A 21,936-nucleotide genomic window follows, 5' to 3' on the forward strand; every position below is an offset into this window, starting at 1 on the left:
TGCTACTTCTTCAGCGCCTCGACGACGGAGTCGACGTACTGATTCATCGACTCGGTGCCGCCGAACATCCAGATGCCGTCGGGCAGCCGGTGCACGTTGCCCTTCTTCACGAACGGCAGCGACGTCCACACCTTGTCCTTCTTCAGGACGCCGGAGAACGGGTTGCTGCCCTTGTCGTCGTCGTTGCCGATGTAGGCGAAGTGCACGTCGTCGTCGAGCTTGGTGAGGCCCTCGACGTCGGTGGCGCCCAGGCCGTAGGCCTTGTCGCCCTTGACCGTCCAGTCGTTCTTCAGGCCGAGCTTCTTGTTGACGGCGCCGATGAGCGAGCCGTCGGTGTACGGCCGGATCGAGGTCTGGTTGCCGGTGACGTAGCCGTCGGCGAAGGCGTACTTCGCGCCGCCGCGGCCCGCGTCGGCGAGCGCCTTCTTGCCCTCGGCGAGCTTCGCCTCGAAGTCCTTCTTGAGCTGCGTGGCCTGCTCGGTGGTGCCGGTGGCCTCGGCGAGGAGGTCGAGGTTGGCGGTCATCTGCCCGATCGGGTCCGCGGCGTCGGCGGGGCGCAGGTTCAGGACCGGGGCGATCTTGCGCAGCTGCTTCACGGCGGCGGCGGGCAGATCGGTGGTCGCGATGATGAGGTCGGGCTTCAGGGACGCGATGGTGTCCATGCTCGGCTCGCCGCGGGTGCCGATGTCCTTGGGGTCGTTCTTCAGCGGGGCGGCGGTGTCCCAGGCCTTGTAGCCCTTGACGTCGGCGACGCCGGTCGGGGCGACGCCCAGCGATATCAGGCTCTCGACGGCGTTCCACTCGGTGCCGACGACCTTCTTGGCGGGCCCGTTCGGCAGCTTCACCTCGGCGCCGGTGCCGTCGGTGAGGGTGAGGGACCCGCCGTTCTTCTTCGCGTCGTCGGCGGCGGGCTCGGTGGTGCCGCAGGAGGTCAGGGCGAGGGCCGCGGCGGTGGCGGCCGCCGCGGTGATCAGGAGGCGTCTCATGAGGTGGTGCTGAGCCTTTCGCTTCGCGAGTGGTGGCGGCCCATGGCGCGGGTGCGCAGGCGGCCGGTGAGGGGGTCGGAGTCGACTTCGATGCGGATGCCGTACGTGTCGGTGAGCCGCTGCGGTGTCAGTACCTCTTCGGGGTCGCCGTCCGCGACGACCCGCCCCTCGTCGAGCAGGAGGATCCGGTCGGCGACGGCCGCGGCCTGATCGAGGTCGTGCAGGACGGCGCCGACGGCGATGCCGTGGTCGTCCGCCAGGTCCCGCATCAGGTCGAGGAGTTCGACCTGGTAGCGGAGGTCCAGGTGGTTCGTGGGCTCGTCGAGCAGGAGCACGCCCGTTTCCTGGGCGAGGCATCCCGCGAGCCAGACGCGCTGGAGCTGGCCGCCGGACAGGTGCTCGGCGCCGCGCTCGGCGAGGTCGGTGACGCCCGTCATGGCGAGCGCGCGGTCCACCGCGGCCCGGCCGTCCGGGTCGGCCTTGCCCCAGCGGCCGCGGTGCGGGTAGCGGCCGAACTCGACGACGTCCCGCACGGTCAGGCCGCTGGGTGTGGGGCGCCCTTGGGTGAGCAGGGCGACACGGCGGGAGAACGCGCGGGGGCTCAGCGCGAGGCCGTCGGTGTCGCCGTCGATGACGAGCTCCGCGGTCCGTGCGCGCTGCAGCCGGGCGAGGGTGCGCAGCAGGGTCGACTTGCCGCTGCCGTTCGGCCCGACCAGGACGGTCACTTCGCCGGGGCGCAGCGTCATCGAGGCGTCGTGGACGACGTCGACGCCGTCGTACGCCACGGTGACGCCCGTGGCCGACAGTTCATGACCTGGGGGGCGCCGGGCCGCTGTGGTCTCTTCACCTACATGCACGCAGCAGAGGTTAGCCTAACCTAAGCAAGGTTTGAAACAGGCCTCTACTTACGGGGCACAAGGGGGTATCCGGCCAGATCGGCCCCCGGTAAATCCTTGGCATGCCGTCGCGGACGGTCGGGATACTGCACCGATGACCCGCACCGCGCTGTCCCCACCGCTTCGGCCCCGCGCCTTGGCGCCCGGCGACCTCGTCGTCATCGCCTCACTGTCCGGACCCCTCCACAGCGAGTACGAACCCGACCTGGAGCGGTCGGTGACCGTGCTGGAGCGGATGGGATTCCGCGTGCGCCGGGCGCCGCTCCTCGAAGCGGGGCGCCGCCACTGGTGGCACGCGGCCCCGCCCGCGGAGATCGCCGCGGAGTTCAACGCACTCCTGCGCGACCCCGAAGTGCGTGCCGTCATCGCGCACGACGGCGGCGCGGCGGCGCTCGGCTACCTCGACCTGATCGACGTCGACGCCATCGCCGCCGACCCCAAGCCGATCCTCGGCTACAGCGACATCTCGCTCCTGCACCTGGTCCTCCACTCGCGCACGGGCCTGGTCGGCTTCCACGCCGACCTGGCCACACCCGGCCTAGGCGGGGCCTGGCAGACCGCACCCGAGGCGCGCAGAGCGGAACTTGAGAAGCTCTACTCGACGCTGCTGACCAGCACGGAGCCGATCGGCGCACTGCCCGCGAGCCCCACCTGGGAGTGCTGGCGTGCCGGTCGTGCCGAAGGCGTGCTCATCGGCGGGCTGCTCAATCGCATCGCGCTGACCCAGGCGACGCGATACGCCCTGCCGCTCGAACGGTTCGACGGCGCGGTGCTCTTCTGGGAGGAGATGGGCAGTCAGGCGGCGCATGTGTGGAGCTATCTGCAGGTGCTGCGGCACAGCGGCATCCTCGACCGGATCTCCGGCATGGTCGTGGGCGTGCCGCGCGAGATCCACGGCCTCGGTGGGCACGACGCATCCCCCGGGGCATCCCCGACCCTGCCCGAGCTGGTCCTCGACGTCCTCGGCGACCGCGACATCCCGGTCCTCGGCAACGTCGAGTTCGGCCATGCGGGGCCGAACCTGCCGATGCCGGTCGGCATCCGCGTCGCCCTCGACGCACGGCAGCGGAGCCTGTCACTGCTCGAACCTGCGGTACGAACCGCTCAGGGCGAGACCGCGCCCCGGCCGTGAGGGCAGCCGGTCACGCGAGGTACGCCAGCCGGTCGCGGCGCACCGGATGCGCGAAGCCGTCGCCCGCCGCCCAGCGGCGCACCTCGTCCACGGCTCGCTCGGCCAGGCGCCGCCACTCGTTGCCCAGGGAGCCCGCCAGGTGCGGGGTGAGCAGGGCGTTGTCCGCGGACCACAACGGGTGCTCAGGCGGCAGGACTTCGGGGTCCGTGACGTCGAGCACGGCGCGGATGCGGCCCGCGGTGACGGCTTCGGTGAGCGCGTCCTGATCGACGATCGGGCCGCGTGCCGTGTTGATGAGGACGGCGTCGGGGCGCATGGCGGCGAGGAGTTCGCGGGTGACGAGGCCGCGGGTGGCGGGCAGGAGCGGGGCGTGCACGCTCACCGTGTCGCTGAACGCGAAGAGGTCGTCGAGCGCCACGAGCTCCGCGCCGAGTGCGGCGGCCTCCTTCTCCGACACGTACGGGTCGTGCAGCAGCACCCGCAGGTCGTGGGGCCGCAGCAGTTCGATGACGCGGCGTCCGATGAAGGAGGCGGAGAGGATGCCCACCGTACGGCGGTAGTTGCCGGTGCTGCGCGACGTATGCACCCAGTCCACCGCCGTGCGTGCGGCACGGAAGTCGCGGGCGCTCTCCAGGACGCGCTTGTTGGTGAGCAGGATCATCGCGACGGTGTATTCGGCGACGGGCAGCGCGTTGGCCGCGGCGGCCGATGACACCTCGATGCCGCGCTCCCAGCACGCGTCGGTGACGTGGCCGCGGATGGAGCCCGCCGTGTGGACCACGGCACGCAGGTCCGGGGCACCCGCGAGCACCTCGGCGGTGAGCGGCGGACAGTCCCAGCCGGTCACGAGGAGTTCCGTCCCTGCCAGGACGGCCTTCGCGCGTTCGGTGCCGAAGTCGTCGAGCGGGGGCGGCGGTTCGAGGGTGGTCACCTGCCGGAGGGAGGCGAGGGCCGACGGCTCCAGGACGGCGTCGGCCGCCCTCCGGGACATGGCGAGGGCGGCTCTGGGCTGCGGGGACGGTGACATCTTTCTCCTTCTCGGTACGGGGAGAAGCTCGGTACGGGAAGAGTCATCCGCTCAATGAGGCGTCGGGGGCGGGGCCTGGGCCGACCCCGGTACGTGCGCCTTCGCATTCGCCTTCACCTTCGCCTTCGCCGTACTCTCGCGCACCACCAGCCGCGTAGGCACCAGGTCCGTCCCGGGTGTCGCGGGCGTCCGCTCGCGGATCTGGCGCAGCGCCTCCACCGCGCTCCGCCGCCCCACCTCCGTGAAGTCCTGGTGCACCGTCGTCAGGGGCGGGATGAAGTGCGCGGAGTCCGGGACGTCGTCGAAGCCGACCACGCTGATGTCCTCGGGGACGGACCTGCCCCGCTCGTGGAAGGCGCGCAGGAGACCGAGCGCCATCTGGTCGTTGGCGGCGAACACCGCGGTGCAGTCGGGGAGTTCGGCGAGCGCGAGGCCCGCCGCGTAGCCCGAGTCGGCCGACCAGTCGCCCCGCACCGGCTCCGGGACCCGGCGTCCGGCCTCCTCCAGGGTGGCGCGCCAGGCGCGGGCGCGCCGCTCGCTCGCGTACGACTCCTCGGGCCCCGCCACGTGCCAGACGGTGTCGTGGCCGAGGTCGAGGAGGTGCCGGACGGCGAGGCGGGCGCCGCCCACCTGGTCGGTGTCGACCACGCGGTAGCGGTCGCCGGAGTCGGTGTCCACGACGACGACGTGCACGCCGGGCGGCAGCGTCACCGTGCCCGCGTCGAGCAGGTGCACCTCGATGAAGACGATGACGGCGTCGACCGCCAGCTCGCCCATCCGGGTGAAGGCGCCCAGCACGTTGTCCTGGGTCGGCACGTCGATGGGGATCATCGTGATGGCGTACCCCTCGGCGGCCGCATGGGTCGAGATCGCTCCGACCGTCTGGCTGCGCCCGGTGGCGGAGAGGTTGAGGAGGATGACGCCGATGGTGTTGAACTGGCCGTAACGCAGGGCGCGGGCCGCGCTGTTGGGTCGGTAGCCGAGGTCGCGCATGGCCTCCAGGACCTGCTCCCGGGTGGCCGCGACAACGCCGGGGTGGCCGTTGGACACCCGGGAGACCGTCTGGGAGGAGACGCCCGCCCGCTGCGCGACATCGGCCATGGACACGCGCTGCTTGCGTCGGCCGCCGGGGATTCCCGATCCGCCGCGCTGCGCGCCGCCGTGAACGGGAAGCGGGCTTCCCCGTTCGCTCAGCCCCATCGCCCCTCCTCCTCCGTCCCACGGACACCGCGTGGAACTTTACGTGTGAGAAACCTTGACCGGCCGCTGTGACGGGTGCCACCGTACGCGCTACCGAAGTTTACGTAAACATCGCGGTGTTGACCCCACCGCCACCCCCACACCCCGCTCGCCCTGAAGCCTCCGCCGCCGCGCGGTCCAGGCCATGTTTACGTAACCACGCTCCCCCGCAACACGCACGAAAGGGAACACCATGGCCATATCCCGGCGTCAGGCCCTGCTGATGGGCGCCGCCTTGTCGGTGCCGCTGACCGCGGGCGCCTGCGGCTCCTCCGACGAGGGCAGCCCGGGTGCGGAGCCGCTGTCCGACGCCGACCTGCGGGCCGCACTGAAGAAGGGCGGCAGCATCACGGTCTGGTCCTGGGACGAGCCGATGAAGCCGGTCGTCGCGGACTTCATGGCCAAGTACCCCGAGGTCAAGGTCGACTTGGTCAACGCGGGCACGAACACCGACGCGTACACCGCGCTGCAGAACGCCATCAAGGCGGGCAAGGGCGTGCCGGACATCGCCATGATCGAGTACTACGCGCTACCGCAGTTCGCCCTCGCCAAGTCCCTCGTGGATCTGCGGGAGTTGGGAGCCGACAAGCTGAAGGGCGCCTTCACCCCTGGCCCATGGAACGCGGTGCGCGCCGGGACCGACGGCGTGTACGGGCTGCCGATGGACTCGGGCCCGATGGCCCTCTTCTACAACAAGGAGGTCTTCGACAAGCACGGGATCAAGGTGCCGAAGACCTGGGAGGAGTACTTCGCCGCGGCCAAGAAGCTGCACGCCGCCGACCCGAAGGCGTACATCACCAACGACACGGGCGACGCGGGCTTCACCACGAGCATGATCTGGCAGGCAGGCGGCAAGCCCTACTCCGTCGACGGCACCCGGGTCGGCGTGGACTTCGCGGACGCGGGCAGCAAGAAGTTCGCCGATTCCTGGCAGCGGCTCATCGACGACAAGCTCCTCGCGTCGGTGACGTCGTGGAGCGACGAGTGGTACAAGGGCCTCGGCGACGGCAGCATCGCCACGCTGGTGATCGGCGCGTGGATGCCCGCCAGCCTCCAGTCCGGCGTCAAGGCCGCCGCGGGCAAGTGGCGCGTGGCGCCGATGCCGCAGTGGGAGAGCGGCGCGGGCAAGTCCGCCGAGAACGGCGGCAGTTCACTCGTCCTGACGCAGGCCGGCGCCAGGCAGACCCTCGCGTACGCGTTCCTCAAGTACGCCACCGTCGGGGCGGGCGTGCAGACACGCATCGACGAGGGGACGTTCCCCGCCACCACCGAGCACCTCGGCTCCCCCGCCTTCCGGGACAAGAAGGTGGCGTACTTCGGCGGCCAGCGGATCAACCAGGTCCTCGCCGAGTCCGCGCAGCAGGTCGTCCCCGGCTGGTCCTACCTGCCCTACCAGGTCTACGCGAACAGCGTCTTCAACGACACCGTCGGCAAGGCGTACGTCGGCGGCACCAGCCTTCGGCAGGGCCTCAGATCCTGGCAGGACGCATCGGTCAAGTACGGCAAGGAACAGGGCTTCACCGTCCAGTAGCCCCAGGTCAAGACCAACCGAGGAAACACCATGGCAATTGTGCAATCCGCGGCCGCGGGCCCCCGTCCCGTGCGCACGTCGCGACGGTCCTGGACCGGATGGGGGTTCATCGGCCCGTTCGCCCTCGTCTTCGCCCTCGTCTTCCTCGCCCCCATCGCGTACTCCGTCTATCTGAGCCTCTTCCAGGACCGGCTGATCGGTGGCACCACGTTCGTCGGGCTCGACAACTACCAACGGGCCCTCCAGGACCGCGAGTTCTGGGAGGGCGTCGGCCGGGTCGGGATGTTCCTCGCCGTGCAGGTGCCGATCATGCTGGGCATCGCGCTGGTGGTGGCGCTCGCGCTGGACAGCGGCCGACTGTACGGGAAGAGCTTCTTCCGGATCGCGATCTTCCTGCCGTACGCCGTGCCCGCGGTGGTCGCCGCGCTGATGTGGGGCTTTCTCTACGGAACCCGGTTCGGCCTGGTCGGGGACCTCAACGACGCCCTGAACACCACCCTGCCCGACCCGCTCTCGCCCGGCCTCGTCCTCGCCTCCATCGGCAACATCGTCACGTGGGAGTTCGCGGGCTACAACATGCTCATCTTCTACTCCGCGCTGCGGGTGATCCCCACGTCCCTCTACGAGGCGGCGGAGATCGACGGCGCCGGGCAGCTCCGCGTCATCACCGCCATCAAACTCCCCGCGATCCGGGGCGCGTTGGCCATCGCCACGATCTTCTCGATCATCGGCAGCTTCCAGCTCTTCAACGAGCCGAGCATCCTGCAGAACCTGGCGCCGAACGCCATCACCACCTCGTACACGCCGAACCTCTACACGTACTCGCTGTCGTTCAACGGGCAGCAGCAGAACTACGCCGCGACCGTCGCCATCGTCATGGGCCTGATCACCATGGTGGTCGCCTACGTCGTCCAGCTGCGCGGCATGCGAAAGGCAGCGTGACCCATGGGCAGCCCCACCACCGTCACCCCCGAGGCCGCGCCCGTCCCCCCTCGGCGCCGCGCACCTTCGGCCCCCCGGCTGCGCGCCGATCCGCGTGCCCGGCGGCAGCACAGCGTCGCCCGGCCCCGCCGCAGTGTCCTGCTGACCGCTCTCACCGGCCTCGTGGTGGTGTACTCGCTGCTGCCGCTGGCGTGGCTCGTGATCGGTGCCACCAAGTCGCAGAAGGGCCTGGCCTCGTCGTTCGGGCTGTGGTTCGGCGGCGACTTCGCGCTGTGGGACAACATCACCGAGACGTTCACCTACGACGACGGCGTCTTCACCCGCTGGCTCCTGAACACGCTGCTGTACGTGGTCCTAGGCGCGGGCGGCGCCACGGTCCTCGCGGTGCTCGGCGGGTACGCCCTCGCCAAGTTCGCCTTCCCCGGCAAACGCGCGGTGTTCGCCGTCGTCATCGGCGCGGTCGCGGTGCCGGGCACCGCCCTCGCGATCCCCACGTTCCTGATGTTCAGCGAGATGGGCCTGACCAATACCCCGTGGGCGGTCATCATCCCGTCCCTGATCTCGCCGTTCGGCCTCTATCTGATGTGGGTCTTCGCCAGCGAGGCCATCCCCACCGAGCTGATGGAGGCCGCCCGCATGGACGGTGCCGGCGAGCTGCGCATCTTCTTCAAGGTCTGCCTGCCGCAGCTGGCCCCGGGCACGGTGACGGTCCTGCTCTTCACCATGGTGCACACCTGGAACAACTACTTCCTGCCGCTGATCATGATCAAGGACCCGGACTGGTATCCGCTGCCCCTCGGGCTCAACTCCTGGAACGCGCAGGCGGCGACCGCCGGTGGCCAGCCCGTCTTCCATCTGGTGATCACCGGGTCGCTGATCACCATCCTGCCGCTCATCGCCGCGTTCCTGCTGCTCCAGAGGTACTGGCAGTCGGGTCTCGCGGCGGGCAGCGTCAAGGAGTAGCTCCTCCCCCTCCCCCCCCTCAGGCCCCCACGAACACCCCCGTAGCCGAAGGAAAGATTTCGCATGCCCGCACTGACCACGACGTCCGACGGCTTCCTCCTCGACGGCGAGCCGTTCCGGATCGTCTCCGGCGCGATGCACTACTTCCGCGTCCACCCGGCCCAGTGGACCGACCGGCTGCGCAAGGCCCGCCTGATGGGCCTCAACACCATCGAAACGTACGTCCCTTGGAACCTCCACCAGCCCGACCCGAACGGCCCGATCGTCCTCGACGGCCTCCTCGACCTGCCGCGCTATCTGCGGCTGGCCCACGCCGAGGGCCTGCGCGTCCTGCTGCGCCCCGGGCCGTTCATCTGCGCCGAGTGGGACGGCGGCGGACTGCCCTCGTGGCTCACCGCGGACCCTGACATCAGATTGCGCAGCAGCGACCCCCGCTTCACCGACGCGTTCGACCGCTACCTCGACCAGCTGCTTCCCGCGCTCCTGCCGCACATGGCCGCGTCCGGCGGCCCCGTGATCGCCGTCCAGGTGGAGAACGAGTACGGCGCCTACGGCAACGACACCGCCTATCTGAAGCACCTGGAGCTCGCCCTGCGCTCGCGCGGGGTGGCGGAGCTGCTGTTCACCTGCGACCAGGCCGACCCCGCGCACCTGGCGGCGGGCACCCTGCCTGGCACGCTCGTCACCGGCACCTTCGGCAGCCGCGTCGCCCCCTCGCTGGCCCGCCTCCGGGAGCACCAGCCGGAAGGGCCGCTGATGTGCGCGGAGTTCTGGATCGGCTGGTTCGACCACTGGGGCGAACCCCACCACGTGCGGGACGCGGCCGACGCCGCCGCCGACCTCGACCTGCTGCTCTCCGCGGGCGCCTCGGTCAACATCTACATGTTCCACGGCGGCACCAACTTCGCGTTCACCAACGGCGCCAATCACGACCACGCCTACGCGCCCATCGTCACTTCCTACGACTACGACGCCCCGCTCACCGAGTCCGGCGACCCCGGGCCGAAGTACCACGCCTTCCGCGAGGTCATCGCCCGCCACGCACCGGTGCCGGACCGGCCGGTACCGGCCCCGAGCCCCAAACTCCCGCACACCGAGGTTCAGTTCGGGCGCCGCGCGCCGCTCCTGCCGTACGCGCACGTCCTCGCCGAAGGCGTGCGGTCGGAGCTGCCCGCGACGATGGACGAGCTCGGCCTGCGCGCCGGATACGCGCTCTACCGCACCACCGTCCCCGAGGCGGGCGACGGCCTGCTGTGCTTCCCCGGCGGTGTCGGCGACCGCGCCCAGGTCTTCCTGGACGGCGCCCCCGTCGGCGTACTCGAACGCGAGCGGCACGAGGAGACCCTGCCCGTCCGGGTGCCGCGCGCGGGCGCGGTCCTCGACGTGCTCGTGGAGAACATGGGCGGGGTCAACTACGGCCCGCGGATCGGCGCCCCCAAGGGCCTGCTCGGCCCGGTCGACCTCAACGGCACGGTCCTGCTCGGCTGGGACTGCCACCCCCTGCCCCTCGACGACCTGTCGGCGGTGCCCTTCACCCCCGACAGGTCCACCACCGACTCGGTGCCCGCCTTCCACCACGGCACGTTCGACGTGACCGTCCCGGCCGACACCTTCCTCGCCCTGCCCGGCTGGACCAAGGGCCAGGCCTGGGTCAACGGCTTCCACCTGGGCCGGTACTGGAACCGCGGCCCGCAGCGCACCCTCTACGTCCCCTCCCCCGTCCTGCGCCCCGGCTCCAACGACGTCGTCCTCCTGGAGCTGCAGGCCACCACCGGCAGGCGGGCGCTGCTCACGGACACCCCGGACCTCGGCCCCGTGGCGCCCTGAGCCGCCCCCGCACCGCACCTGAGTTTCCCCCCCACCCGAGAGGAAGCCCGATGTTCCGACGTGCCCTCAGGCCAGCGCTGGCCGCATGCGCAAGCGTGCTCCTGCTGCTGACCGCCTCGACCAGCGCGGAGGCCGCACCGGTCACCGTCACCAACGCGACGCAGTTCCCCGACACCGGCGGGAACGGCGTCCACGCCCACGGTGGCGGCGTGCTCAAGGTCGGCTCGCACTACTACTGGTTCGGTGAGAACCGCAACGCCGACAACACGTTCAAGGCGGTCTCGGTCTACCGCTCGACCGACCTGAAGACCTGGGAGTTCAGGAAGAACGTCCTGACCCGGGCCAGCGACCCGGAGCTCGACGTCTCGTACATCGAGCGGCCGAAGGTGATCTACAACAAGGCCACCCACAAGTTCGTCATGTGGATGCACAAGGAGAACGGCAAGGACTACAACGAGGCACGCGCCGCCGTCGCGGTCTCCGACACCGTCGACGGCGACTACACCTGGAAGGGCAGCTTCCGGCCGCCGAGCGGCACCACCTCCCGCGACCAGACGCTGTTCCAGGACGACGACGGGACGGCGTACCAGATCACGGCCACGGAGAACAACGCCGACCTGCACATCTACCGGCTCGACGACGACTTCACCGGCTACGACAAGCAGGTGGCCAACCCCTGGCCGGGCCAGTGGCGAGAGGCTCCGGCGCTGTTCAAGCGCGACGGCGTCTACTTCATGCTGACCTCGGGGACCAGCGGCTGGAACCCCAACCAGCAGAAGTACGCCACCGCCGAGAGCCTCGCGGGCCCGTGGAGCGAGATGAAGGACGTCGGCAACGACACGGCCTACGGCTCGCAGGCCGCCTTCGTCCTTCCGGTGCAGGGCTCATCGGCCACCTCGTACCTCTACATGGGCGACCGCTGGGGCAACTCCATGGGCGGCACGGTCAACGACTCGCAGTACGTCTGGCTGCCGCTGGCCTTCCCGACCAGGACCACCATGGACCTGCCGTGGTACCCGCAGATCTCCCTCGACACGGAGACCGGAGCCGTCAGTGGTGTGGGCGGCGACGCCCGCCACAGCCTCGCCGCCCGGCACAGCGGCAAGTGCGTCGACGTCTCGGGCGACTCGGCCGCCGACGGTGCGGAGGTCGCCCAGCAGGGCTGTGACCAGGGGCTCAACCAGCAGTGGCGGTTCGAGGACGCGGGCGGCGGGTACGTCCGTGTGCTCGCCCAGCACAGCGGCAAGTGTCTGGACGTGGCCGACGAATCCACCGCTGACGGCGCCACCGTGCACCAGTACCGCTGCACCTCCGGCGCCAACCAGCAGTGGCGGTTCGAGGAGCGGGGCGACGCCGCCCACCGGCTGGTGGCGCGGCACAGCGACAAGTGCCTCGCCGTCGCCGACGAATCCACGGCGGACGGCGCCCGCCTCGTGCAGGAGACCTGCGGGGACGGCACCAGCCAGCAGTTCGAGCGCCGCACGACGGCCTGACCTCCGAGCCGATCGACACCCCCGGAGAAGGGAACACGATGGCACACGGAACACGCCACATACACCGCACACGTCGTACGCGGCTGCTCACGGCTCTCGGCTCCACGGCCCTGGCCACCACGACCGTCCTCGCGGCGGCCCCACCCCAGGCAGCCGCTCCCCCCACGGTCACCGTTCAGCCCGATCCCTCCCGTGCCCAGGAGGAGTTCGAGGGCTGGGGCACCAGCCTCGTCTGGTTCGCCAACGCCACCGGCGGCTATCCCCCGGAGGTCCGCGAGGAGCTCGCCGACCTCGTCTTCGGCGACAGCGGGCTCGGCCTCAACATCGCCCGCTACAACATCGGCGGCGGCAACGCCCCCGGCGTGAAGGACTATCTGCGCCCCGGCGGGGCCGTCCAGGGCTGGTGGCGGGCGCCCGCCGGAACCACCCGTGAGGACACCGAGTGGTGGGACCCCGACGACCCGGCCCACTGGAACCCCGACGCGGACAGGACACAGCGGTGGTGGGTCGACCGCATCAAGGGCGACATCGACCACTGGGAGACGTTCAGCAACTCGCCGCCCTGGTTCATGACGAAGAGCGGTTACGTGTCCGGGGGCTTCGACGCCACCGAGGACCAGCTCAAGGAGGAGTCCGTCGACGATTTCGCCGCGTACCTCACGGGCGCGACCGAACGCCTGGAGAAGGCGCACGGCATCGAGGTCGACACGATAGCCCCGTTCAACGAGCCCAACACCGACTACTGGAGTACGACGTTGGGCTCCGACGCGCAGCCCGTCGGCGGACGCCAGGAGGGCGCCCACATCGGCCCCGAGCTCCAGCAGAAGGTACTCCGCGCGCTCGCCCCGAAACTCGCGAAGTCCCGCACGGGCGCGAAGACATCGGCGATGGACGAGACCAACCCCACCCTGTTCGCCAAGAACTGGAACTCCTACCCCACCGAGGTCCGCGACCTCGTCGACCGGCTCAACGTCCACACGTACGGCACCGAAGGCCGTACGGCCGTACGTGACTTGGCGAAGGAGGCGGGGAAGCCGCTGTGGATGAGCGAGGTCGAGGGTGAGTGGGATCCGGACGGGCAGGACTTCACCGACATGAAGTCCGGCCTCGGCCTGGCCCAGCACATGGTCGACGACCTGCGTGAACTGGAGCCGTCCGCCTGGGTGTTCTGGCAGCCCGTCGAGGACTACAACAACATGAAGCCCGGCGGGGAGAGCGAGCGGGGCGGTAACTGGGGCAGCATCCAGCTGCCCTTCGACTGCACCGCCAAGGACACCCTGAAGACGTGTCCGATCAGGACCAACACGAAGTTCGACACCGCCCGCAACTTCACGCACACGATCCGGCCGGGCGACCGGCTGGTCACGGTCGACGACACGTCGAGCGCAGCGGCGGTCCGCGCGGACGGGGGCGGCGCCACCGTGGTCCACGTCAACTCCGGCGGGGAGGAGCGGTCGGTGACGGTGGACCTCTCGAAGTTCTCCCGCGTGTCGCCGGACGCCACGATGACGCCGGTCGTCACCAGCGCGGGCGGGGCACTGGAGGAGCGGGACCCCGTCCCGGTGACGGACGGCAGGGCCACCTTCACCGTCCCGGCCGAGTCCGTCACCAGTTTCGTCGTCGACGGCGCTTCCTGACGGCCGTCAGGCCTGCGCCATGACGCTCGCCCAGGACCAGGGGGCGGCAGGGCTGCCGTCGAGCTCCACGCCGTGCGGCAGGCAGGGCTCGACGGGCAGCATTCCGGCGCCGCGCGCCCACCGGGCGTACTCGTCCGCCTGCGGGGCGCCCGCTCTGCGGAGGGCGGCCACGAGCGCTTCGTGGCAGCTCTCCGTGGCCCAGCCCCGGTCGATCTGCCCGAGCGGGTCGCGGCGCAGGACCTCGTCGACGGCGTCGACGGCCCCGGCCGCGAGGAACTCCTCGATCAGCCGGGCGACGCTGTTCATGTGCGTCAGTTCGGCCCCCGCGGCGGCCCGTCGGATCAGGACCGCGCGCGCCTGCGTGAAGCCGTGGGCGGTCAAGGCCTTCAGCAGGGTGCTGATGGCGTAGACGTCGGTGAGCGCGACCGCGGCGGCCGCCCGGTCCGCGATGTTCCGGGCGGCCTCCCTCCTGCCCGCCGCACACAGGGTGTCCACGAGGTCCGCGAGCGCTTCCCGGCCTTCGTAGTCGACCGCGTCGAGCCCGTCCAGGAGGCCGCGGTCGAAGAGGACCTCCACCGCCTCCGACTGACCGACCTCCGTGAAGGCCCAGAGCACGAACTCCATGGCGTCCACGCTCGGCCTCTCGACGTGCTCGGCGATGTGCCGGGCCAGCCGGGCGGCTGCGTCCTGCGCACCGGCCAGGGACAACTCCCGGACCAGGAAGAACGTCTCGTCCGCAGGCGTGTGGGCGAGCGCCGCCGCCATCAGCGGGGCGAGGGCCCGTTCCCCGCCGAGCTCCCACAGCAGTACGACGACCTCCCCGACGGCGTCCGGTTCGGTGAGGGGCACGTGGGAGACCACCTCCGACGCCAGCGCCTCAAACTCGGCGTCCGCACCGATCGCGAGCAGCGCGCACAGGAGCCCCCGCAGTTCCTCCGGGTCTTCGTAGAAGAGCCCGGTCACCGGCTGCCGTGCCAGCACCCGGCGTACGAGCTCGGGCCTGCCGGTGTGGTGGAACAGGTCGAGCAGCGACGCCATCGCCTCCGCGTCCTCCAGGTCGGCCCCCTCCGCCACGCGCTCGGCCAGCACGGCGAACTCCTCCTCGGCCCCCAACTCCCGGAGCGCTACGAGGAACCCGCACAGGACGGACGTGATGTCGAAGAAGTCCGGGTGGCCGACGACGTCGATGTGGCGGGCGGGCGAGCGGCCGAGCACGGTGCGCACACCGTCCTCGTCCCCGGCCTCCCCGAGCACCTGGAGGAGCCGCGAGACGGTGCCGACGTCGGTGAGCCCGGTGCGGGCGGCGGGGTCGAGGGCGAGCAGGTCGCGCGCGGCCCGGTCCGCCCCGGCCTGCCGCAACGCGCCGATCAGCCAGGGGAGTGCGCCTGGCTCGAGGTCCGCCGCCCCGGCCACGATGCGAGCGGCAAGGACCGCCACCGCGCGGGGCTCACCGACGGTGCCGAGCACGTCCAGGAGCCGGGTGGTGCGCCACGTGTTCGTCAGGTCCGCGTGGGTGGCGGCGCGGTGCGCCAGCGGTCCGACGACGCGCCGTGCGGGCCGCCCCGCGGTCGCCTTCGCGAGGTGCGGCAGCGCCCAGACGATTCCTTCCGTGGCGGTCCGGTCGACGTGGGCGGCCAGGGAGTCGACGAGGGCATCGACGACTGCGTCCGTGACGTCGGCCTCCGCCAGGCGTTCGGCCAGCTCGCCGACGGCCTGCACGTCCGCCGGGTCGGCGGCCTCGACGAGGCGCCGCGCGAGCGTGTCCACGGCCTCCTGGTCTCCTGATGCGTGCAGCGCCGCAAGGAGCTCGTGCACGGCCCGGTCGTCCGACAGGCCCACGTGCGCGGCGGCCCAGGCGGCGGCTCGCGCGGCGTCGGGGTGTCGCCGGGTGCGCTCGACGATACGTACGCACGCGTCGTCACTGCCCGCGAGCGCGGCCCGCCGGTCGAGCCCGAGGGCGTACCGGAACAGTCCACGCCGCCAGGCCGCAGCCTGGAGCCGGTGCAGGTCCTCGGTATCGACCGTGTGCCGGACGAGCGCCTCCCACAGGGCCACGGTGCCCGGCGGGGCCGCGTGGGGCGGCGCGGTGTGCTGGAGGAGGTAGTCGGCGGGTTCGTAGCGGGGCCTGGCCCCGGCGGACGCCCGCACCGCGCGCAGCGGGGTGAGGGTGCTGCGGATGTCGGCGCGCGAGCCGTCGCCGCGCACGCCGTCGGTCAGCGCCGCCAGGTCGGTGGCGGCCCAGTCGGCGCGGGAGGCCCGGTGGTGCGGGGCGAGGGAGGCGTCGGCCGCCGCCGCGAGGAGGTCGCCGCCGAGCGGCGTCTGGTGGCCGAGCCTGCGGGCGCCGAGGGCGGCGGTGACCAGGGCGTGCTCGCGCGGGGTGAAGTGCCCCTCAGGACCGCTCACATAGGCGTCGAGCAGCTCGGGCCCGCCGCTGAGGTGCTGGACGACCTGACCGTCGGCCGCACCGGCCCGCCCTGCGGAGTGGAGCCGGGCGTCCTCGCGGTCGCGGGCGAGTTGCCGCCACTGGTCGAGCTCTTCGGGGGTGAGGCGGTGCGGGACCCTGAAACGCTGCGCGTGGACCCCTTTCAGCAGGGCCCTGGTGTGCCTGGACGGGTCGTCGCGCTGCCCCTCCGCGGTGAACTGACGCCAGTACGGGTCCTCCCAGAGGGCGGCGACGGCGACGATGCCGGGCTGTTCCTGGAGGACGGCGGTCAGCGCGACCGCGGCGTCGTCCCCTTCCCGGTCGAGCAGAATCCGCTGCACCTCGTTCAGCCACAGCACACACCCTTCGCCCACCTCGCCGCGGTCGATCAGGTCGAGCAGGGCGCGGGCGGTGGGCGGCCGGAGCAGTCGGCGGTCCGGCGCCACAGCCAGGACCGCTTCGTACAGGGCCCGCGTCTTGCCGGTCGACGAATCGCCGGTCAACACACCCAGGGCGGAAGGGCCGCCGGACGCGGCGGACTTGAGGTGTTCGCGGAGGGCGTGGTCGTGGGTGCGGGGGAGGTAGGGGGTGAGGGTGGGGGCCGTGGGCGGGGTGGGTGGTGCGGCGGGGCGGCCGGGCAGGGGCGCTTCGCGCACCTCGAGCAGCCAGGGGGTGAGGGTTCTTGCCGTTCGGCGTGCGGGAGGGGGTGTGTGTCCGGCAGGGGGCCCGTATTCGGGAGACGCGCCGTGTCCGGCAGAGGGCCCGTATTCGGGAGACGCGCCGTGTCCGGCAGAGGGCCCGTATTCGGGAGACGCGCCGTGTCCAGCAGGGGACCCGTGCTCGGAAGACGTCCCGTGTCCGCCAGGCGCCGCTGCATTGCGAGACGCACTGTGTCCAGGAGACACGCCTTGCCCGGCAGGGGCCGCGTGTCCCGCCGACGCGCCCCGTCCCGCGGACGCACCCCGTTCCGCGGACGCCCGCCCAGACGCACCGTTCGTGCGCTTGCGCCGCCACTCGTCGCAGGCCTCGTCCAGCAGGTTCCGCAGGGCGCGGCCGGGCGGTGGCTCTCCCGCCCACTCGGCCCAGAGGCCCGCGAGCGCGACGACCCGGTCGTGGCTGCGTGGCTGGGGGATGCTCATGGACTCCGGCTTTTCGGGCGTCCAGTCGTTGATCCGCTGGCCGGAGAAACCGGATGCGCCGCCGCGGCCCGAGGCCTTGAGTTCGCGCTCCACCGTGGCCTGGGAGTCGGAGAGCCCCTGGGCGCGCCGGGCAGCCTCCGCCCTCGCGCGCAGCCCGCGCAGGTGTGCCCACAGCCGCTGTCGAGCCGAACCCATCGCCCCGTCCCTCCCCCGCGCATGCCGACGCCCGTTCCACCCGGATCGGGTGTTCCGGGTGCCGGTTCGTGAGGGCGCCGACCAGCAGGATAGTTCGCCGGGCGCGCCCGGTCCGCCCGCTCCGCCCGGGAGTACGGGGCGCAGGGGCCGGGCGGCAGCAAGGTGATGTCACCGGCCGCGCGCAAGGTGCGGCCAGGGGCAACGCCCCCTTGAGGAGCGGAGGTTCGCATGCCGTACGAAGGTGATGACGACGGGAGAAAGGGAGGGAGAACGGGAGAGGGCCTTCATCGCCCCGTGGAGGGCCGGGCGCCGTCCCTCTGGTCGGCGGCCCGTCGCCACGCCGTCCTCAGCGTGGCCGACATGTCGGGGCCTCTTCTCCTCGTCCTCGCCCACTGGTGGACCCGTACCCACTGAGCCGGTGGATTGTCCGGTTCCGGCCGCTGGAGGGCGGGCGGCCGGGCCGGACAATGAGGGGCGGGGGTGGTGACGGTGCCACGGGGCGAGCGGCCGCTGGAGGAGGATGGTGGCGAGCTCACCGGGTTCGCCGCCGATCTGCGGCGGTTGAGGGAGAAGGCAGGCAGTCCCCCGTACCGTCGGCTGGCCCGCGACGCCCACTACTCCTCGACGACGCTGGCCGACGCGGCGGGCGGCCGCAGGCTCCCCAGCCTGCCGGTCACGCTCGCCTACGTGCGGGCGTGCGGCGGGGACGTGGCCGTATGGGAGGCGAGGTGGCGTGCGCTCGGCGCCCGGCTCGCGGCCACGGACGACCGTACCGGCGAGGTGCTCGGCTCCGACGATCCGGAGCAGCGCGGGCCGTACGTGGGACTCGCCGCGTTCCAGCCGGAGGACGCCGCCTGGTTCTTCGGGCGGGAACAGCTCACCGACGACCTGGTCGGGCGGGTACGTTCCCGGCGCTTCCTCGCCGTGTTCGGCGCGTCCGGGTCGGGGAAGTCCTCGCTGCTGCGGGCGGGGCTGCTGCCCCGTGTGCGGGACGGCGCGGGGGCCGGGAGCGGGACCCGCTGGACCACCGTCCTCCTCGCACCCGGCGCCCACCCCCTCGAAGAGTGCGCCGCACGCCTCGCCGCCGTCACCGACGGCTCCGCGACCACCCTGCACACGGACCTCGTGACGGACCCGCGAGCCCTGCACCTGACCGTGCTCAAGGCGCTGGCCGACCAGCCCGACGACGCCGAACTCCTTCTGGTCGTCGACCAGTTCGAGGAGATCTTCACGCTCTGCTCCGACGACCGGGAACGCACGCGGTTCATCACCGCCCTGCTCACCGCCGCCCGGACGCCCAACAGCCGGACACGCGTCGTACTGGGCGTGCGCGCCGACTTCTACGCCCGCTGCGCACAGCACCCGGAGCTCGTGGAAGCCCTGCGCGACGCCCAGTTCTTGGTGGGCCCGATGACCACCGACGAGCTGCGCCGGGCGATCAGCAGGCCCGCCGCGCGCGCCGACTGCACGGTCGAGGGGGCGCTGCTCGCCCGGGTGATCGCCGATGCCACCGGCCGCGCCACGGTGCTGCCGCTGGTCTCCCACGCACTGCGCGAGACCTGGCGACGCCGCCGCGGGAACACGCTCACGCTCGCCGGGTACGAGGCCGCGGGCGGCATCCGGCACGCACTGGGCCAGACCGCGGAGGCGGTCCACGCCGGTCTCGACGACGGTCAGCGGCGGCTGGCCCGCGCACTCCTGCTGCGCCTCGTCGCGGTCGGCGAAGGCACCGACGCCACGAGGCGGCGACCGGCCCGCGCGGACCTGGACTCCCTGGGCTCGGCGGGCTCAGGACCCGCGGACGTGCGGACGGTCCTCGACGCGCTGGCCAGGGCCCGCCTGATCACCCTGGACACGGAGACGGTCGAGCTCACACACGAGGCCCTGCTGCAGGCCTGGCCGCGGCTGCGCCACTGGATCGACGAGGACCGGGCGGGGCTGCTGCTGCGCCAGCGGCTGAGCGACGCGGCGACCGCGTGGGACCGCGAGCACCGCGACCCGGGCGCGCTGTACCGCGGCACGCGCCTCGACGCGGCGGAGGACTCCTTCGCCCCCACCTCCGCCGACGGCACTTCCACCCTCCACACCGCCCACGCCGCCGACGACGGCACCCCCTCCGGTGACAGCCCCTCCGCCCACGGAGCGCACCCCCACCCCGAACTCACCACCCTGGAGCACGACTTCCTCGCAGCCAGTACCGCGGCCAGGGAGCGGGAGCGGCTGTCCGAGGCGCGCACCACCCGGCGGCTGCGGCGCTTCACCCTCGCCCTCTCCGTCCTCCTGCTCCTCGCGCTGCTCTCGGGCCTGCTCGCCTGGGACCAGTTCCGGACCAGCGAGGGCAACCGGCGGGAGGCCGTCGCCGAGCAGCGCAGCGCCCTGTCCCGGCAGCTCGCCGCGCAGTCGGCCGCCCTCCTCTCCGCCGACTCCGACCTCGCCTCGCTCCTCGCGGTGTACGCCTACCGGATCCGCCCCACCCCCGAGGCCACCGCCGGTCTCTTCGCCGCGGCCTCACTCCCCTTGCAACAGCGCATGGAGGGGCACCGGGGCGAGGTCAAGGCGGTGGCCTTCAGCTCCGATGCCCGGACCGTGGCCAGCGGCGGCAAGGACGGGACCGTACGCCTGTGGAACAGCGTGACCGGCAGACAGAGCAAAGTGCTGACAGGACATCAAGGAGGCGTCAACAGCCTGGCGTTCAGCGCTGGCGGGCACACCGTGGCCGGTGGCGGCGACGACGGAACCGTACGGCTGTGGAACACGGCAACCGGATCGTCGCGCACCCTCGCGACCGGCGGCCACCGGGGCGAGGTGGGAGCCGTGGCGTTCAGCCCTGACGGGCGCACGGTGGCGGGTGGCGCCCGCGACGGCATCGTACGGGTGTGGGACGCGGCCTCCGGCGAGGAACGGCGCACGCTGACGGGACATCAGGGGGCCGTGCGGACCGTGGCGTTCAGTCCGGACGGGCGCACTCTCGCCAGCGGGGGCGACGACGGGACCGTACGGCTGTGGGACGCGGCGACCGGCAAGGCGCACGTCCTGCGGGCCGGGCGACGCAGTACCGTCGCGTCCGTCGCGTTCAGCCCCGACGGCCGTACGGTGACCGGCGGCGCCCGCGACGGCACCGTACGCGTGTGGACCGTGGCCACCGGCAAGGAGCGCGGCACGGTCGCCGAACGCCGCAGGGACGCCGAGTCGGTGGCCTTCAGCCCCGACCGCCGCACGGTGCTCAGCGGCCAGCACGACGGCACCGTGCGGCTGTGGGACGCGGCGACCGGGTCACTGCGCGCGGTGCTGGCCGGGCACCGGGGCTCGGTGTCCGCCGCCGCGTTCAGCCCGGACGGGAGCACGGTGGCCAGCGGCGGACGCGACGGCACGGTGCGGGTGTGGGCGGTGGCGACCGGCAGGGAGCGCGTCACGGTGACCGGTCGGCAGGGTGCCGTGCGGTCGGTGGCCTTCAGTCCGGACGGGCACACGGTGGCGGGTGGCGCCCGCGACGGCACCGTACGGGTGTGGGACGCGGCCAATGGCAGGACGCGGCGGGTGCTGACGGGACATCAGGGGGACGTACGGACGGTGGCGTTCAGCCCTGACGGGCGCACTCTCGCCAGCGGCGGCGATGACGGAACCGTACGGCTGCGGAACGCGGTGACCGGTAGGACGCGGAAAGTGCTGACAGGGCCTCAAGGTGCGGTGCATGCCGTGGCGTTCAGCCGCGATGGGCGCACCGTCGCCGTCGCCGGCAAGGGGCGCGGCGGTGGAGACGTACGGCTGTGGAACGCAGAGACCGGCGAGCCGCGCGGCGCGTCGGACGGGCATCGGGAGACCGTCTGGTCCGTGGCGTTCGGAGCCGACGGACACACCGTCGCCGTCGGAGGCGACGGCGGAACCCTTCGGCTGTGGGACGCCGCCCGGGGCAGGACCCGCGACCTGCGCACCGGCACCAAGTCCCCGGTACGGAGCGTGGCGTTCAGTCCGGACGGGCGCACCGTCGCCGGAGGCAGCGAGGACGGCACGGTGCGGCTCTGGGATACGGCCACGGGCACGGCCCGCGCCACGTTGACAGGGAACCGCCGCGGCGCCCAGTCGGTGGCGTTCAGCCCCGACGGGCGGACGGTGGCCGGTGGGGACCGGGACGGCACCGTGCGGCTGTGGGACGCCACGACCGGGCTCCAGAACTCCGTCCTGGCCGGGCACGAAGGCGCCGTGTGGTCCGTGGCGTTCAGCCCGGACGGACGTACCGTCGCCAGCGGCGGCGAGGACGGCACGCTGCGGCTCTGGGGCGTGCTCCGCGGCACGGGCGAGGCCGTCGACCGGATCTGCCGCTCGCTGCGCCGGGATCTCAGCGGGGCGGAACGCGCCCGCTACCTCAACGCCCCGGACGGCGAGTGGCCCCGGCGGGCCTGCGCGCGCTGACACCATCGGCCGCCGGAGGACCACGCTGCTCGGAACCTCTTGTCCGGAGCTTGCTGTCCGGTACTTGTTGTCCGGAGCTTGTTGTCCGGAGCTTGTT

12 protein-coding genes and 1 pseudogene are annotated in these 21,936 nt (G+C 72.2%); 8 read left to right on the top strand and 5 right to left on the bottom strand.

All coding sequences use genetic code 11. From position 1 onward, the window contains the following. Positions 1-2 precede the first annotated feature (2 nt). A complete protein-coding gene (locus ABZV77_RS01790) occupies positions 3-986 on the bottom strand; it encodes an iron-siderophore ABC transporter substrate-binding protein (protein WP_356249188.1) in 984 nt (327 codons plus the stop codon). Further along, positions 983-1,843 carry an ABC transporter ATP-binding protein gene (locus tag ABZV77_RS01795; RefSeq protein WP_356249190.1) on the bottom strand — a complete coding sequence of 287 codons (861 nt, stop codon included), beginning with the start codon at positions 1,841-1,843 and terminating at the stop codon, positions 983-985. Before ABZV77_RS01795 ends, ABZV77_RS01790 begins: the two co-directional genes overlap by 4 nt. 133 nt (positions 1,844-1,976) lie before the next feature. Between ABZV77_RS01795 and ABZV77_RS01800 the strand changes: the two genes are divergently transcribed. After that, positions 1,977-3,014, top strand: a complete 1,038-nt coding sequence (locus ABZV77_RS01800; protein WP_356249192.1) for an LD-carboxypeptidase — start codon at positions 1,977-1,979, stop codon at positions 3,012-3,014. 10 nt (positions 3,015-3,024) lie between these two features. On the opposite strand, the gene ABZV77_RS01805 is transcribed toward ABZV77_RS01800, so the two are convergent. Further along, positions 3,025-4,041 carry a hydroxyacid dehydrogenase gene (locus tag ABZV77_RS01805; protein WP_356249194.1) on the bottom strand — a complete coding sequence of 339 codons (1,017 nt, stop codon included), beginning with the start codon at positions 4,039-4,041 and terminating at the stop codon, positions 3,025-3,027. 51 nt (positions 4,042-4,092) lie between these two features. Then, a complete protein-coding gene (locus ABZV77_RS01810; protein WP_356250135.1) occupies positions 4,093-5,142 on the bottom strand; it encodes a LacI family DNA-binding transcriptional regulator in 1,050 nt (349 codons plus the stop codon). 331 nt (positions 5,143-5,473) lie between these two features. Between ABZV77_RS01810 and ABZV77_RS01815 the strand changes: the two genes are divergently transcribed. From ABZV77_RS01815 to ABZV77_RS01840, 6 genes and pseudogenes are all read left to right on the top strand, one after another. After that, positions 5,474-6,811, top strand: coding sequence for a sugar ABC transporter substrate-binding protein (locus ABZV77_RS01815; RefSeq protein ID WP_356249196.1), 1,338 nt, complete (start codon positions 5,474-5,476; stop codon positions 6,809-6,811). A gap of 30 nt (positions 6,812-6,841) precedes the next feature. Then, entirely contained in the window at positions 6,842-7,753 is a 912-nt protein-coding gene (locus ABZV77_RS01820; RefSeq protein ID WP_356249198.1) for a sugar ABC transporter permease, read from the top strand. A 3-nt stretch (positions 7,754-7,756) separates the two neighbouring features. Then, on the top strand, positions 7,757-8,716 hold the full coding sequence (locus ABZV77_RS01825; RefSeq protein WP_356249200.1) for a carbohydrate ABC transporter permease: 960 nt from the start codon (positions 7,757-7,759) through the stop codon (positions 8,714-8,716). 63 nt (positions 8,717-8,779) lie between these two features. Then, the gene (locus tag ABZV77_RS01830; RefSeq protein ID WP_356249202.1) at positions 8,780-10,543 is read left to right on the top strand and encodes a beta-galactosidase family protein; all 1,764 of its coding nucleotides are present in this window, start codon (positions 8,780-8,782) and stop codon (positions 10,541-10,543) included. Between the two features lie 50 nt (positions 10,544-10,593). After that, positions 10,594-12,036, top strand: coding sequence for an RICIN domain-containing protein (locus ABZV77_RS01835; protein ID WP_356249204.1), 1,443 nt, complete (start codon positions 10,594-10,596; stop codon positions 12,034-12,036). A 38-nt stretch (positions 12,037-12,074) separates the two neighbouring features. Further along, positions 12,075-13,664: pseudogene (locus tag ABZV77_RS01840) on the top strand (glycoside hydrolase); the annotation flags it as partial. A gap of 15 nt (positions 13,665-13,679) precedes the next feature. Here ABZV77_RS01840 and ABZV77_RS01845 read toward each other — a convergent pair. Further along, entirely contained in the window at positions 13,680-16,751 is a 3,072-nt protein-coding gene (locus ABZV77_RS01845; RefSeq protein ID WP_356249206.1) for a hypothetical protein, read from the bottom strand. A gap of 1,161 nt (positions 16,752-17,912) precedes the next feature. On the opposite strand from ABZV77_RS01845, the gene ABZV77_RS01850 reads away from it, so the two are divergent. Beyond that, positions 17,913-21,839 (top strand): hypothetical protein, encoded by a 3,927-nt coding sequence (locus ABZV77_RS01850; RefSeq protein ID WP_356249208.1) that lies wholly within the window; start codon positions 17,913-17,915, stop codon positions 21,837-21,839. Positions 21,840-21,936 lie beyond the last annotated feature (97 nt).

This window comes from Streptomyces sp. NPDC004732 (assembly GCF_040609235.1).
In the GTDB taxonomy this organism is placed as follows: domain Bacteria; phylum Actinomycetota; class Actinomycetes; order Streptomycetales; family Streptomycetaceae; genus Streptomyces.